We start from the raw sequence: 15479 nt of genomic DNA on the forward strand, positions 1-15479 counted from the left end.
CCTCAGCACCGCTTTATCGAATCCGAATTGCTTTCACTCACTTATGGAATCAAAATTCGGGATGACTCATGTTTTTTTATGACCGGCTGCTGAAAAACTTTATAAAGCCAGACCGACAGTTTGAGTGACCTTGACCGCGCTTCGTGGGTTTGGGCGGATCAGATTCAGGTGGCGGAGGTAGTTTTGGCTATCTAAAATCTGACCTCATGAAACGATACTATACGCAACTCCTGGCAGCCTCACTGCTGCTGTCGGTCATTACCTCCTGTAAAGAACAGGATCTGCTTCGTCCGCAGGTCGACACTACCCTGAAAGCGGGAGACCCTGCACTGCTTGATCTCCGTACGGCGTCCATGTCGAAGAAAGAACTGGAAGAGCGGATGCTGGCCATCGCCCTTAAAAACAATAATGAATTTGACTGGCGGTTTGCCGATGATGAAATGATTTACGCTGGTCTGAAGTACGGAGACAAGTCTCAGATACTGATGATTGGCTATAAGCTGCCGACCATTAAAGGCGACTATACCTGGGATCTGAACCAAAGCGCCGGTAAGGACTGGCTGGCCATACGGGAAAAACTGCTGTCGGTTGCGTTTGAGGAGGAGCGGAAGTTTGACAAAAAGTTACAGAATCCGAACGACATCCTCGTGTATGCCAGTAAGGAGATGCCGAATTTCGACATTCGGGTAACAGAGTTTTCGACCATTCAGAAGCTGCGTGAAACGGGCCTGATCCGGTACATGGAACCGGTATATATTCCCTCGGATGCCATACGCGGATCTCAGAATGAAACAAAAAGTACGGGGTATAATCCGTTTGGCTGCAGCGATGATGCGCCGGTCCATAACCTGCAGCGGGATCGGGATTACTCGTATTACTCGCCGTTGCCAACGTTGCCGGCGGCCAAAGTTTCCTGGCAGCTGTCTGATCATGGTCTGCCAGCGGCCTGGTTTTTCGGTGCCACCGGTCTGGCCCGCAGCGGGAGCAACAAACGGTTTACTGTCGCGTATATTGATACCGGCCTGTCATCGTCCCAGCCGATGCTGAACGCTGATTTTGATAACGGCGGATCACCGAACCGATTCTCGGCCAGTTTCAGTACGTTGCCGGATGGCCGCGGGGGAATCGTTTCGCCGGAAGATGTTTGCGGGCACGGAACGGCCACATCGGCAATCGGTACGGCACCGTTTCTGGAAGACAAAGTAGCAGGTGCTGCCTGGCAGGCCAATATGGTATCGGTAAAGGCTGCGCACGATGTGGTATTTACACAGCCCGCAGAATACAGAGGTGTCGCCGATGCATTCTCAGGGCTCGCCCGCACAACGGTCGATGTGATCAGTATGTCGATGGGAACCGTGATTATGCCGGCTTCGAATGGAAGCAGTTATAGTCTGGCCGTAAATGCTATCCGTGACGGAGTGATGCTCGCGAAATACAACAAGAAAGTGATTTTCTGCGCGGCAGGAACAATTGGGGGCGTTGTGGGTAGTACGATGGAGGCCCTGCCGGATTACCTGCAGTTTCTGGATGTACGGCATCAGGTTGTGTTTCCGGCGTCGATGAATGACGCGGTCTATGCCGTAACCGGCGTAAAGCGGCAACTGGACTTCAACAATAATCCAAAGCCGTTTTCGCAGTACGGCACCATTACCACCTGTACGTCGTGTTTCTACCACTCATCGGTTGACTTCGGGGTGGTTAACCAGAAAAATACGGGATCGGCCCGCAATATGCTGACATTAAAGAACAGTGCCGTTACGGATCCGATCAGCTTTGGCGGCTCATCGTCGGCCACAGCCATGATGGCGGGGATGGTGACGGCGGTCTGGTCGAAATACCCGACGCTGACGGATGAGCAGATCATGACGCATGTCAAAAACTTCTGTAGCCACAGTAATAACCGGCACAACAAAATCGGCTATGGTATGCTGAACGCTTTCGAAGCGATACGCTACAGCCAGCCACGGTTATAGTACATAACCCCTTTGCTCAGAAACGCGTATCGTCTTACGGTACGCGTTTTTTGTGTTTCCGGCCTTCAGGCCGTGGAGTAACGTGCATCATACCCACACAGCGGCTTTAGTCACGGGGTCTGTAAACCAGTTATATACAACATCAAAGCCTGTTTTTTGATCACATGGAAAGTATAAAAACCGAAAAGACCACTCTTTTTAGTGATCGATTCCGGTGCGGTTGGGGTTATACCCGCAAGACCGGTGGCGTGAAACCGGATTCGGGCAGCATACCAGATACATGAACGAACAGGAACTTTGGCAGGCATTTCAGGAGGGCGACGAAAACGCATATACCCGGCTTTACCAGCTTCATGTACGGGCAATGTACCGTTACGGCATGAGCCTGGTCGCTGCTTCCGAAGCCTTTGTCCTCGACTGTGTCCATGATGTTTTTACCGAATTGTGGGCCAAACGCGCCCGGCTGACCACGCCCGATAACATCCGCCATTACCTGCTCAGAGCCCTGAAAAACCGCATCATGCACCTGCTTGAGCGGAAGGAACACCCGAAACGCCCGCTGGAAGAAGTGGATTATGATGCACTGTGGGCAGAACCTAATGATCTGGAAATTCTGGAAGAGCTGGAGGCCGCCACCACCCGCCAGCAGCGTATCCAGCGCCTCATCGAACAATTGCCGCCGCGCCAGCAGGAAGCCCTTAAACTCCGCTTTGTGGAAAACATGAACTACAACCAGATCGGCGAAATCATGCACGTTAATGAGCAATCGGCAAAGAACCTTGTTTTCAGGGCAGTAGAGAAACTGCGCAGCTGGATCATCACACTGTTTTTAACTTTTTTTACATTTTTTTAGGTTTTAGTGAGTACGTTTTCCACTATTCGTTATCTACTGACAAATACCGATGCCTGTGGAGCAAAACTACGAGACCTATTCTGCCGCCGATTTCCTGACAGACGATGCTTTTGTAATGCATCAGTTGTCACCTGCGCGTGCTTCTACGCAGTTCTGGGAAGGCTGGCTCCGGCAGTACCCGCACCGTCATCCTGTTTATCAGCAGGCCGTTGAGCTGGTGGAGGCCGTCCGTCTCGGGTTAGATACGTATGCACAGACAGACCTGCCCGAAGAAACCATCCGCCGGTTACTGCTCCGGATTCAGGAAACAAATGCCCGTTCGACTGTCCGCGAACGCCGGGTTGGCTGGTTGCGCTGGGCTGCTGCCGCATCGGTGGCGCTGGCATTGGGCGGAGGATACTGGTGGAAATCAGCAACTGACCATAGTACACCGTATGACCGGCAGGTAACGGCGCTGACCGGAACCCCGTCTGAAACGACCAATGCGTCCCATACCGTTCAGGCGATCCGGCTACCCGATAACTCGGAGGTCTTGCTTGCTCCCGACAGCCGGCTAACCTACCCGGCCGATTTCGGCCATAAAAACCGCACTGTCTATCTGTCGGGAGAAGCTACGTTTTCGGTCACCAAAGACAACAGCAAACCCTTTTTTGTCCATGCCGATGATGTCGTGACAAGGGTAATCGGCACGCGGTTTACCGTGCGGGCCTTTTTCCGGGAAAAACAAGTGAAAGTACAGGTTCAGTCGGGACAGGTATCAGTCTATCGGAACAGATCGGCTTCGTCGCCGGACCAGTCTAAGGGGGTTATGCTGCTGCCGAACCAGCAGGTAGTCTTTAATAACGAAACGGCGCAGTTTGACAAGCGGCTGGTCGATACACCGGCGATTGTCGTAAACCCGTATGTCCGCAGGAAAACGCCTTTGTTTGTCTACAACGATACGCCGATCAGCCAGGTACTGAGGGATATAAAAGAAGCCTATGGAATTGATATCCACTATAATAAGGAAGCACTTGAAAATTGTCAGTTAAACTCAACGATGACCAATGAAACCTTTAAGCAAAAGCTGACCATTGTCTGTGCGACAATCGGAGCTACTTACGAAATTATTGACGGACAGGTTATTATCAACGGCGGAGACTGTCGGTAATAGCTTGCTTCTATCAGAAAAGCGCTAATTAATCAATTTGTTATGGAGATGAGCAACTAACGTGAATCCGTTGTCTGATGCTCACCCGTGAGGCAGTACCAGCTGGCTGTCCGGATACCACTATTTATCTATACTGATATAGGTTCGACAGAATAAGTAGTCTATATCAGGCCAATTTCTTAACTGCATACGTGATAAACCCTATGAAAAAAGTGAATGCCCGCCTCGTAAGGTGTCTACAGCTTACGGTGCTTCAATGCCTGACCGCCCTGCTCTTCGTTGGTGTGTCGCGGGCCGGAGATGCCTCTGCGCAGGAAGTGCTTAACCGCCGGTTGAGCCTAACAATTCAAAATGAAAACGTGAAAAATGTTTTACGGGCCATTGAAAAAGCGGCCAATGTCCGCTTTTCCTACAGTCCGCAGGTGGTACCGGCGCGCATGCTGGTATCGATGCGGGTGCAGAACAGTACGCTGAAACAAGTGCTGGAAAAGCTGTTGAGCCCGTCAAAGGTTAGTTATAGTGTAGCCGGTGAGCAGATTATTCTGGCCCGTACGGCCGAGGCTCCGATTACCATTCAGCTGGGTGAGGTGGAAGAACCGGTGGATGTGCCGCTGGACCGCACCGTTACCGGCGTAGTTACCGACGAAAAAGGCGAAAAGCTGCCAGGCGTCAGTGTGGTGCTGAAAGGCCTGACGCGGGGTGCCGTAACCGACGAAACCGGCACGTACCGGCTGTCGATTCCGGATGGTCCGCAGACGCTGGTATTCAGCTTTGTCGGTTTTGTATCGAAGGAGGTAGCCGTGACCAATCAAAGTACCGTATCGGTGCAGCTGGTCACGGACGTAAAATCGATCAATGAAGTAGTGGTTGTGGGCTACGGCTCGCTGAACCGTAAGGAAGTAACGAGCGCTGTTACGCACCTGTCGTCGGCTGATCTGCTGCGTGTAGCCAGCAACAGCCCGCTGATGGCCATTCAGGGTAAAGTAGCCGGTTTGTCGGTGACCAATACCGCCGCCGGTGATCCTAACTCAACACCGAGCATTCAGCTGCGGGGTGTATCGTCGCGGAGTGCCGGTTTAGGGCCTTTGTTCGTCATTAACGGCGTACCGGGCGGTAACCTGGACAACATTAACCAGAACGAAATTGAGTCGATTGACGTCCTGAAAGGCGGCGCGGCCTCGGCTATTTATGGTACCCGCGGCAGCAACGGGGTGATTGTGATCACCACTAAAAAAGGCGGTTCTGACTCCCGCATTTTCTACGACGGCTACGGCGCGTTTGATTACATCGCCAACAAGCTGTCGGTGCTGTCGAAAGACGAGTTTCTGGCCAACAAACGCGGTGTTGATCTGGGCGGCAACACCGACTGGATGAAAGTGGTGAGCCGGAATCCGACGTTTTCGCAGAAACACACGCTGCAGTTTTCGGGTGGCAGCGGTAAAACCAACTACTTTTCGTCGGTGGATTACCGGAATGCCAATGGTGTTGACCTGCGTTCGGCCAAGGAAGAATACGGTGGCCGGGTGAATATCAACCATACATCGGCCAACAACCTGTATAACATTACGTTCAGCGCGGCTCCGCGGTATACCAAAACGAGCCTGGCCGATTACAGCGGATTTAACTATGCGTTGACCCTGAATCCGACTCAGTCACTGTATGATCAGTCGGGTAAATATGCCTACATCACCAGCGGCTTTTTTGCCAACAACCCTGTCGAACGGGCGAAGCTGGTGAAATCAGGTCAGGAAGTTAAGTATCTGGATATTAACGGGTCGTTTAAACTGAACCTGCTGGAGAACCTCTCGACGATGATTACCATTGGTGAGGTAAGCTCATCGTTCCGCAATCAGAACTTTACGCCGTCAACGCTGACGACGGTGGTAAACGGCTCGAAGCGGAATACGGCCTCGCAGTCGCTTGACGAAAACGATCAGAAAAGCTTTGAATGGACGGGCAATTACTTCCTCGACGTGCAGAAGCACTCGCTGAAACTGCTGGGTGGTTATTCGTACCAGTACTTTAAGTCGTCGGGTTTCAATGCGGCCAATGAAAACTTCCCGTCGGATGTACTGACCTACAATAACCTGGGCACTGGTCTCTGGAACCTGCAGCAGGGCGTGAACAACGTCGGGTCGTACCGGAACAACTCCAAGCTGGCCGCGTTCTTCGGCCGGGTGAACTATGATTTTGACCAGAAATACTACCTCTCGGCCAGCTTGCGGCGTGAAGGCTCGTCGAAATTCGGGTACGACAACAAATGGGGTAACTTCCCGGCCGCATCGGTAGGCTGGCGCGTTACGCAGGAGAAGTTTGCCAGCGCGTTCCCGTGGCTGAACGAACTGAAACTGCGGGCTGACTACGGGGTGACCGGTAACCAGGATTTCGGCAATTACCTGTCGCTCGATACCTATTCGGGCTATGGCTATTACCTCTACAACGGTACGTCGTATCAGGTATGGGGCCCGAGCCAGAATACAAACTACAACCTGCGCTGGGAAAAAGCGATCAACTTCAACATTGGTCTGGACTTTGACATCCTGAAAAACAGCCGGTTGTCGGGTAGTCTGAACTACTATATCCGCACCAATAAAGATCTCCTGGGATCGTATGCTGTACCAAATCCGCCGAACATTCAGGGCTCGACGTTTGCCAATGTCGGCACCATGAAAAACTCTGGTCTGGAAATTCAGCTGAATGCGGCGGTAGTGGCGAAGAACAATTTCTCGTATAACATCACCTTTGCCGGTGCAACGAACGACAACAAGTTCGTTTCCTTCTCGAATGAGGCGTTCAAAGGGCAGAAGTTCGTGGATGTCGTCGGGATGCCGGCACCGGGTAGCCCGGGCAACGCACAGCGTCTGCAGGAAGGCACCCGGATCGGTAGCTTCTATATGCTCCGGTCGGCCGGGGTTGACGAGTCGGGTAACCTGCTGGTGTATAACAAGGCGGGCGACGTTATCGTGGCTAACAAGGCATCGAACGACGATAAGCAGTTTGTCGGCAATGGTCTGCCGAAGTTTACGGCTGGTCTGACCAACTCGCTCCACTACAAGAAATGGGATCTGACGGTATTCCTGCGGGGTACGTTCGGGTATAAAATCTTCAATACCTATGCGTTCTACCTCGGCACACCGGCTACCCAGCAGAATGCCAACACCCTGTCGTCGGCCTACGACGGCGGAAAATATGCGAAGCTGAAAAGCCCGGCTACTTATTCGTCGCTGTCGGATTATTTCCTGGAGCCCGGCAGTTTTGTCAAAATTGACAACATTAACCTGAGCTACACCCAGCCGGTTACAAGTAAGTTTATGCGTTCGGTGCGGATTTATGCCTCGACCCGTAACCTGAAAACTTTCACCAAATATACCGGCGGCGATCCGGATCTGGTGCAGGTCAACGGGTTATATCCGGGGATCAATAGCTCACTGAGCTATTTCCCGTCGACAACGCAGTACTTATTAGGCCTACAGGTCACTTTCTAACCACAGGACCAAACTTGACACATGAAACGGATTAACCTTACGAATACCATACGAACAGCGGCCGTCTCCATGCTTCTCATGGCAACAGGTGGCTGTACTAACCTTGACGAAGTACTATCTGACCGGATTGTTTCCGACAACTTTCTCCAGAAGAAAGAAGACGTTATCCGGGATTTCCTGCGTCCGTTTGAGCACAGCTACTGGACCATTCAGGGCGGCTCTACGTTTATGTTGCAGGAAAACAGCTCCGACGAACTGATGACCCCGAACCGCCAGGGCGACTGGTTCGACGGCGGGCAGTTTCAGCGGGTGCATTACCATACCTGGACACCAAACGACGGCTACACCAGCGATGCCTGGAACGCGCTTTACGGCGGGGTAACGCTGGCGACCAACACGCTCGAAGATTTGCAGGGCATTACGGACCCTACTCGGTTCGATATGACGCAGGCCGAGCTGGATGGTATGATTGCCGAAGTGCGGGTTTTGCGGGCATGGCTTAACCTCCGCCTGCTGGATTTTTACCGCAATATTGTGATCGTTACAAAGGTAAAAGGCGAGACGCAGGGTGGTTCGCAGGTGCCGCCGCAGGAAGCGTTTAACTTTATTGAGAAAGAGATTAAGGAGTCGATTCCGAAACTGCCGACCCGCCAGAGCCTGGGCGCGAATGCCGTCGGACGGTGGACGCAGGGTGGCGCGGCGGCCTTGCTGGTGCGGCTGTACCTGAATGCCAAAGTGTATACCGGTACCGATCACTTCGCCGATTGTACGACTGTCTGTAACGATATTCTGGGGGGTAAATACGGCACCTATGCGCTGGAAAACCGTTGGGACGCCCCCTTTGATTACACCAACCCGACCTCAGGCGAAACACTCTTCGGATTCCCTGGCAGCTTTGGGCTGACGCACTGGCAATATGACGGTGGTATGTATTTCTGGATGTTGCCGGTAAATGCAACCTTCTACTTCGGCTTTACCGATTTCGGTACCGCCAACCCGAAATATGCGCTACAGCCAGGCCGCGATGTCGACAGCACCGAATATAGCTTCGCGCTGGGTAAACCGTTCGTGAAGTTTCAGAAATATCCGGACGATCTGCGGCTGAAAACGTATAAAAACCTGGGCAACAGCAAGCGGGAGGGTATGTTCCTGAAAGGGTATCTGCCTTACATCAATGCAAGTGGAAAACAGGATACGGTGCGTTCGACGAAAGGACCATATCCGCTTTTCTTCCGCGATCAGGTAGGTATGTTCCTGGCGGCTAAACCGGGAACAAAAATTGCGGACAAGACGTCGAACATGAACAACGCTGATCAGAACTCAGGCATTACACCGGTGAAATATCCGTATTACCCGAGCAGCGATGCGAATAAAATCTCGTCGGCCTACGCCGAAATCCGGCTGGCTGAAATCTACTATTCGCTGGCCGAGTGCAAATACCGGGCGGGTGATAAGGCAGGGGCTGCCGTGCTGCTGAACACAGTCCGGACGCGGAATTATCCGGCCGGTTCGCCAAGTCTGTACAAAACCGACGGCAGCCAGCTGACCGATCAGGAGATGCTGGATGAATGGGGCCGTGAATTCCTGGTTGAAGGCCGCCGCCGGACCGATCTGATCCGCTGGGGCGTGTTCAACACCGGCAGATGGTGGGACAAACAACCGGATGCCGATGACCACACGGCGATCTTCCCGATTGGTCAGAATGTACTGAACGTGTCCCCGCAGTTAAAGCAAAATCCGGGGTATTAGTCAAAACGGGCCGGACGATCGTCCGGCCCGTTTTACATTATTTCTTGCGCTTGGCCGGCGTAACCACCGGTGCCGGCATGGGCTTCAGATACGGTTTTAATGCCTGAGCCAGCCGCCGGTAGCCTTCGGCATTCGGATGGAGGCCGTCGGAAAACAGGCTCTCGTCAATTTTGCCGTCTGGTTTCAGAAACACCGTTCCCGGTTGGGCGAAGGTGGCATTAACGCTGCCTGCCAGCCGGGCAATCTGGCTGTTCAACTGCACGAGACGGCCTTCTTCGTTACGGCGCGGCAGAATACCGACCAGCAGGATATCGGCCTGCGGCTGCCGCACCTGAATGGCGTCAACCAGTTGCTTCAAGCCCGCCACAATCTCATCGTTCGTGTTCAGATGCAGGTTATTCGTGCCGATCATCAGCACCGCCTGCTGAAGCGGGTAGCCGTCGAGTTCGCCGTGATACACCCGCCAGAGTACGTTTTCGATACGATCCCAGCCGTACCCCAGATTCTTAACACCCAGCGGATCCAGCACGGCCTGCCACGAATCCACTCCGTCGGCGCGGGGGCTTTTGGGTTCGCCGCCCCAGAAATGGGTGATCGAGTTGCCGATATAGGCAATGCGCGGCGGGTTGGTTTTGTTCATCGTCAGGATATCGCGGTGGCGGGCCTCCCAGTCGTAAATCCGGGCGTCGCGGTACTGCGTGCGCGGACGGGTGGTCGACAACGTACCAGTGGGCTCCTTCAGTATCTGCCGGATCACACGCTCGTAGGCATCAGCATACTGCACCATGCCGAGGTCGGTCGGGTGGGTACCATCAACCATCGCATCATTATCCAGATTAATGGCCGAAATGGGCAGCGTGTACAGGTTCAGCACACCTTCACTTTTTAGCTGGGCGTAGGCCCGGCTCTGTATCTCGTTGGCATCCATGTACAGTTTTTTGCGTGAGGCAATCATCTCGCCGTCGGTATACCCGGCATGATCGGTCAGCAGAATCGGCGTTGCCGGATGCTTCTGGCGGATGGTACGGACGGTGTTCAGAATACGGTTATGCACCTCGGCCGCGTCGGTATTAACCATGCTGACCAGGTTTGGCAGGCAATCCAGCACAAACAGCCGGGCATTCAGTTGCGGCAGAAAATCAACCACTTCCTTTTCCATGCGGCCGTTGCCGGAAAAACCCAGGTTAATGACCGGCCGGTCGAGCTTGCGGCCCAGAATAGAGGTCCACGCCATGCCCGGCCGTGAGGCACAGGCTCCGTGGGCAATCGACGTACCGTAAATCACAATGGGCGGGTCCATCCGCACCGGCAGGGGCGTGAGGGTTACGCCTTCAGGTACGCCGATCTCCAGCCACTGAACGGCGGTGTATAACGGCAGGTACAGCCGGTATTCGCGCCCTTTCTGGTGGTAGGTATCGTTGGGTGTCAGCCCCGTAAACCGGTACTGAATGGTATCCCCGAACGTATATTTTCCCATGCACCACAACCAGTCACCGTCGCTGTTACCGGCATACAAATCGACACCGCTTACGCCCGTTGCCGGCATGTGCGGCATAGACTGATTGCCCTTCACCTGATACCGCACCACAATCTGGTCGGTGCTGGCCCGGAACCGGATCATCATCCCGGCCGAGTGCCGCGACAGGTTCCAGACGGCTTTCGGAACCGTTTTTTCGGCTTCGGCCGGTAAGCGGTCATACGGGGCCTGCACACCGGCCGGCCAGCCTTGCCCTTCCAGGGTATTGATGTCGGACTGCTTCGGATTCCACCAGATCAGTTTGGCGGGTGTCTGGGCGAGGGTAATCGTGCTGTACAACAGGCACAGGACGAAGAGATAACGAACGTTCATCGGTAAATCAGCGGATAAATTCGGGTTCGATTGGCAATTATGCCGTTATTTTGACTTTTCTACAAAACCAGCTAGCCACCATGTCCTACTTCCTTTCGACGATTTGTTTCTGCCTGTTGTTGCTGCCTGCCTGTCTGGCTCAGACGCCGCTGCCCGATAGCTACAATGTCGTCTGGACAACGCCCGGGCGGGATGCCAGTGAATCCATGCCGTGTGGCGGGGGCGATATTGGTCTGAATGTCTGGGTTGAAAACGGCGATGTGCTGTTTTACATGGCCCGCAGCGGCACGTTCGACGAAAATAATGCCATGCTGAAGTCTGGACGCGTGCGGCTTCGACTCAGTTCTAATCCGTTCAGTGGCAGTGGCTTCCGGCAGGAGCTGCGGCTGGCAAAAGGGGATGTGGTGATTTCGGGGGGTAAAACGCGGCTGCACCTGTGGGTCGATGTGTTCCGGCCGGTGGTGCATGTCGAACTGGAAAGTGCTAAGCCCGTAACGGTGACGGCCATGTATGAATCATGGCGGTTTGACGACCATCTGGTCAAAGGCACCGAACTGCGCGGAAACTCCTATAAAGTGTCGCCGAAGTTTGATGTGATTACCTACAAGGATGACGTGGCGGTTTCCGGAAATGAGATCCGGTTTTACCACCGCAACCGTGCCGACCGCGAAAACGTCATGGCGTATACGGTGCGGATGCAGGGCATGGCTGCCGTCAAAGACCAGCTGTTTGACCCGATTACGGACAATACATTCGGTGGGGTGCTGGTGGCGCCCAGCATGAAACCGGCGGGTACCGATACCGGAACGTATATGAATACCCGCTACCGGTCGTGGGTGCTCGTGAGCAAGACACCGGTACGAACGCAGCAGATCGACGTGGTACTCCATGTTGACCAGACACCTACCCTGGACGCATGGACGGCGGGGCTAGCGAAAATCCGGCAGGAAGCAGCAGCCACGCGGAAGACAGCGCTGGCCAAAACCCACGATTGGTGGGCGCAGTTCTGGAACCGGAGCTACATCCTGATCGACGGCCCTGACAGCACCGTTTCGCGGAATTATCAGCTGTTCCGGTACATGCTCGGCTGCAACGCCTATGGCAAATGGCCCACTAAATTCAACGGCGGGCTGTTTACGGTTGATCCTGTGTTTGCCAACAAACTGTATGCCCACACACCGGATTTCCGGCTGTGGGGCGGCGGTACCATGACGGCCCAGAACCAGCGGCTGGTCTATCACCCGATGCTGAAATCGGGCGATTTCGACATGCTGAAACCCCAGTTTGACTTTTACCTCCGCTCGCAGCGTAACGCCGAATTACGCAGTCAGCTCTACTGGAAACACAACGGCGCCTGCTTTACCGAGCAGCTCGAAAACTTCGGTCTGCCCAATATCATGGAGTATGGCGTCAAGCGCCCGGAAGGCTACGACCCCGGCATGGAATACAACGCCTGGCTGGAATATGAGTGGGATACGGTATTTGAATTTTGCCTGATGATGCTCGAAACAGAGCGCTACGAGGGCCGTGACATCCGCTCGTATGTACCGTTTATCGAAAGCTGCCTGACATTTTTTGATGAACATTATCAGTTGCTGGCCAAACAGCGGGGAACGAAAGCATTTGACGAAAAGGGGCAGTATGTCTTTTACCCGAGTTCGGCCGCCGAGACCTACAAAATGACCTACAACTCTACGACCGTTATTTCGGCCCTGCGGGTAATTCTGGGCCGGATGCTGGAACTGCCCGCCGGTTATTTGCCGGAGGCGCAGCGCGACAAATGGGCGACGATGCTGAAACGGGTTCCGCCGGTGCCGGTGCAGTACCTCGATGGTGGTCATAAAACGCTGGCACCGGCCGTGGCCTGGGCCCGCATTCAGAACACGGAAGCGCCGCAACTCTATCCGGTCTATCCGTGGGGACTGTACGGCGTCGGAAAGCCGGATCTGGAGGTTGCCCGCAACACCTGGCAGTACGATACGCTGGTGGTGAAGTACCGCAGCCACGTTGGCTGGCGGCAGCACAACATCTTTGCCGCCCGCCTTGGCCTGACTGACGAAGCCGCCGACCTCACCCGCCGGAAGTTTGCCGACGGCCCTCACCGCTTCCCCGCGTTCTGGGGCCCCGGCTTCGACTGGACACCCGACCACAACTGGGGCGGTTCGGCGATGATCGGCTTGCAGGAGATGCTGATGCAGGTCGACGGCCGGAAAATCTACCTCTTACCGGCCTGGCCGGACCGCTGGAATGCCCGCTTTAAACTGCATGCACCCTACCAGACAACCATCGAAGGTACGGTCGTGAACGGAAAGCTGGAGCGCCTGATTATCAGTCCGGAAAGCCGGAAGGCGGACGTTGTTTTACCGGTAGCCCGGTAGAGAAATCGACGGAAAAGGGCAATCCCCCGCCCGAAAGTTGCTATCTTTCGGGCCGATTAGCTAACCTGATAATGTCTTATCAAACTGTTCACATAAATCCGCGGGTGGCGCTGGCCGACAATGCTACGTCGGAAACGATGGCCAGCCCGTCCACTTCATCCGCAACATCCCGCGTATCGGTTCTGGTCATTTACACCGGCGGTACGCTGGGTATGGTCTACGAACGGAAAACCGGTCAACTCATTCCGTTTAACGTTGAACGGGTCCTCGATCAGGTACCCGAACTGCACCGGCTCGACTTCGACATGACGCTCATTACCCTGCGCGACATCATCGACTCGTCGAATATGAAACCGGCCAACTGGATTGAACTGGCGCAGATTATTCAGAAAAACTACGTGCAGTTCGACAGCTTTGTGATCCTGCACGGAACGGATACGATGGCTTACACGGCGTCGGCGCTGAGTTTTATGCTGGTTAATCTGGCCAAGCCGGTGATCCTGACCGGTGCGCAGCTGCCGATCGGGGTGGCCCGCAGCGACGCCCGTGAAAACTTCATTACCGCCCTGGAGATTGCGGCGGCTAAGCGCGACGGCAAACCGATTGTGCCGGAAGTCTGCGTTTATTTCAACTCGCAGCTGCTGCGCGGCAACCGGGCTACGAAGCAGGAGAGTGTGCACTTCAATGCCTTTCATTCGGAGAATTACCCGCGGCTGGCCCTGGCCGGTGTGCAGATTGAATACAACACCCCTTTTATTATGTCGGGTGAGGTTGCCGGACCGTTCAGCATCCGGACGCAACTGGATGCCAACGTGACGATCCTGAAACTGTTTCCGGGTATCACGCAACCGGTTGTGGAGGCGATTCTGACTATTCCGGGGCTGAAAGGGGTGGTCCTCGAAACGTTCGGAGCCGGTAATGCACCGACCTACAGCTGGTTTCTCGAGGCATTGAAAAACGCCAGTGACCGTGGCATTGTGCTGTTTAACGTGTCGCAGTGTGAAGGCGGACGGGTGACGCAGGGGCAGTACCAGACCAGTAAGCTGCTCCAGCAGATCGGCGTCGTCAGCGGGGCCGACATGACCACCGAAGCCGCAATTACGAAACTGATGGTGGTTCTTGGCGAAAACGTACCCGAAGCCGGCGACGATGACCGGATCGAATCCCGCCGCCAGCAGCAGGCCCGCCTCGACCGCATCCGTCAGCAACTGGCCACACCATTCAGCGGGGAAATGAGTTTGTAAGAGTTGATTGTCGGCTGAACCTTCCTGGAAGTTTTGAACTTCCAGGAAGGTTCAGCCGGCTTGTATGTTGCTGCGCAGAAGCGTATATTTGTTTAGATCAATATAGTGTTAGCCATGCTGAGAAAACCATCTGTTTTTGATGAAATTTCGACATTTATTGCGGGCATGAATCCGGAAAAAGTTGTTCAGTTCAAGCCCTCTCAGGCGAATCAGGACCGGCTCGATTATTTGTTAGAAAGACAAAAAGAAGCACTTCTCTCAGAAGAAGACCGGCACGAACTGGAGCAATACCTCATCATTAACCGGATTATTGGCCTTGCAAAAGCCAGAGCGTTAACACTTCTCAACGCATGAGCCGTAGCTTATCAGTTGCTATAAAAAAGAAAATAGCACTGCGGGCAAAGTACCGATGTGAATACTGCTTACTACCGGAATACCTTTCTTTTTATGCCTTCCATATTGAGCACATCCGAAGCATAAAGCATGGAGGTACCAATGAATTATCCAATCTGGCCTATTGCTGTCCTGACTGCAACTATTTTAAAGGCACGGACATAGCGACTTTTCTTGACAACGACACAATTGTCCGGTTCTTCAATCCAAGGAAAGGCGACTGGAACAGTCACTTCATACTGGAAGAAAGTGCCATTCACGGTGTAACCGATATTGGAATAGCCACCGTCCGTATTTTCAAATTCAATGATGTAGAACGATTGATCTTCAGGCAACAACTTGCCGAATTAGGTTTTTACCCCTGATGAGCCTGCCTCCGTATTCTAACTCCCCGAGGGTTTTGAA

General features: G+C 53.9%; 10 protein-coding genes. 9 read left to right on the top strand and 1 reads right to left on the bottom strand.

Going from position 1 to position 15479, the window contains the following annotated elements:
* Window positions 1-206 precede the first annotated feature (206 nt).
* The 5 genes from AC23NW_RS20755 to AC23NW_RS20775 all read left to right on the top strand — a co-directional run bounded on the left by AC23NW_RS20755 (window position 207) and on the right by AC23NW_RS20775 (window position 9210).
* Window positions 207-1973 (top strand): S8 family peptidase, encoded by a 1767-nt coding sequence (locus AC23NW_RS20755; RefSeq protein ID WP_487451743.1) that lies wholly within the window; start codon window positions 207-209, stop codon window positions 1971-1973.
* Window positions 1974-2253: 280 nt separating this feature from the next.
* Window positions 2254-2826, top strand: a complete 573-nt coding sequence (locus AC23NW_RS20760) for an RNA polymerase sigma factor (protein ID WP_487451744.1) — start codon at window positions 2254-2256, stop codon at window positions 2824-2826.
* 55 nt (window positions 2827-2881) lie between these two features.
* Window positions 2882-3976 carry a FecR family protein gene (locus AC23NW_RS20765; protein WP_487451746.1) on the top strand — a complete coding sequence of 365 codons (1095 nt, stop codon included), beginning with the start codon at window positions 2882-2884 and terminating at the stop codon, window positions 3974-3976.
* Window positions 3977-4179: 203 nt separating this feature from the next.
* Window positions 4180-7461 (top strand): SusC/RagA family TonB-linked outer membrane protein, encoded by a 3282-nt coding sequence (locus AC23NW_RS20770; protein WP_293841559.1) that lies wholly within the window; start codon window positions 4180-4182, stop codon window positions 7459-7461.
* Window positions 7462-7482: 21 nt separating this feature from the next.
* Complete coding sequence (locus AC23NW_RS20775) at window positions 7483-9210, top strand: RagB/SusD family nutrient uptake outer membrane protein (protein ID WP_293841556.1); 1728 nt, start codon at window positions 7483-7485, stop codon at window positions 9208-9210.
* 37 nt (window positions 9211-9247) lie between these two features.
* Here the strand turns inward: AC23NW_RS20775 and AC23NW_RS20780 are convergent, their stop codons facing one another.
* Complete coding sequence (locus tag AC23NW_RS20780; protein WP_487451748.1) at window positions 9248-11059, bottom strand: SGNH/GDSL hydrolase family protein; 1812 nt, start codon at window positions 11057-11059, stop codon at window positions 9248-9250.
* Window positions 11060-11139: 80 nt separating this feature from the next.
* On the opposite strand from AC23NW_RS20780, the gene AC23NW_RS20785 reads away from it, so the two are divergent.
* The 4 genes from AC23NW_RS20785 to AC23NW_RS20800 all read left to right on the top strand — a co-directional run bounded on the left by AC23NW_RS20785 (window position 11140) and on the right by AC23NW_RS20800 (window position 15439).
* Window positions 11140-13437: a DUF5703 domain-containing protein gene (locus AC23NW_RS20785; RefSeq protein ID WP_487451750.1), complete on the top strand. Its 2298-nt coding sequence runs from the start codon at window positions 11140-11142 to the stop codon at window positions 13435-13437.
* Window positions 13438-13574: 137 nt separating this feature from the next.
* Window positions 13575-14681 carry an asparaginase gene (locus AC23NW_RS20790; RefSeq protein ID WP_487451910.1) on the top strand — a complete coding sequence of 369 codons (1107 nt, stop codon included), beginning with the start codon at window positions 13575-13577 and terminating at the stop codon, window positions 14679-14681.
* Between the two features lie 114 nt (window positions 14682-14795).
* Entirely contained in the window at window positions 14796-15035 is a 240-nt protein-coding gene (locus AC23NW_RS20795) for a hypothetical protein (RefSeq protein ID WP_071503727.1), read from the top strand.
* Window positions 15032-15439, top strand: a complete 408-nt coding sequence (locus AC23NW_RS20800) for an HNH endonuclease (protein ID WP_487451752.1) — start codon at window positions 15032-15034, stop codon at window positions 15437-15439. Before AC23NW_RS20795 ends, AC23NW_RS20800 begins: the two co-directional genes overlap by 4 nt.
* Window positions 15440-15479 lie beyond the last annotated feature (40 nt).

The organism is Arsenicibacter sp. R0_47 (genome assembly GCF_057652235.1).

Coding starts and splice junctions, on each gene's coding strand:
- AC23NW_RS20755 (WP_487451743.1), top strand. CDS start 207: ATGAAACGATACTATACGCAACTCCTGGCAGCCTCACTGCTGCTGTCG.
- AC23NW_RS20760 (WP_487451744.1), top strand. CDS start 2,254: ATGAACGAACAGGAACTTTGGCAGGCATTTCAGGAGGGCGACGAAAAC.
- AC23NW_RS20770 (WP_293841559.1), top strand. CDS start 4,180: ATGAAAAAAGTGAATGCCCGCCTCGTAAGGTGTCTACAGCTTACGGTG.
- AC23NW_RS20775 (WP_293841556.1), top strand. CDS start 7,483: ATGAAACGGATTAACCTTACGAATACCATACGAACAGCGGCCGTCTCC.
- AC23NW_RS20780 (WP_487451748.1), bottom strand. CDS start 11,059: ATGAACGTTCGTTATCTCTTCGTCCTGTGCCTGTTGTACAGCACGATT.
- AC23NW_RS20785 (WP_487451750.1), top strand. CDS start 11,140: ATGTCCTACTTCCTTTCGACGATTTGTTTCTGCCTGTTGTTGCTGCCT.
- AC23NW_RS20790 (WP_487451910.1), top strand. CDS start 13,575: ATGGCCAGCCCGTCCACTTCATCCGCAACATCCCGCGTATCGGTTCTG.
- AC23NW_RS20795 (WP_071503727.1), top strand. CDS start 14,796: ATGCTGAGAAAACCATCTGTTTTTGATGAAATTTCGACATTTATTGCG.
- AC23NW_RS20800 (WP_487451752.1), top strand. CDS start 15,032: ATGAGCCGTAGCTTATCAGTTGCTATAAAAAAGAAAATAGCACTGCGG.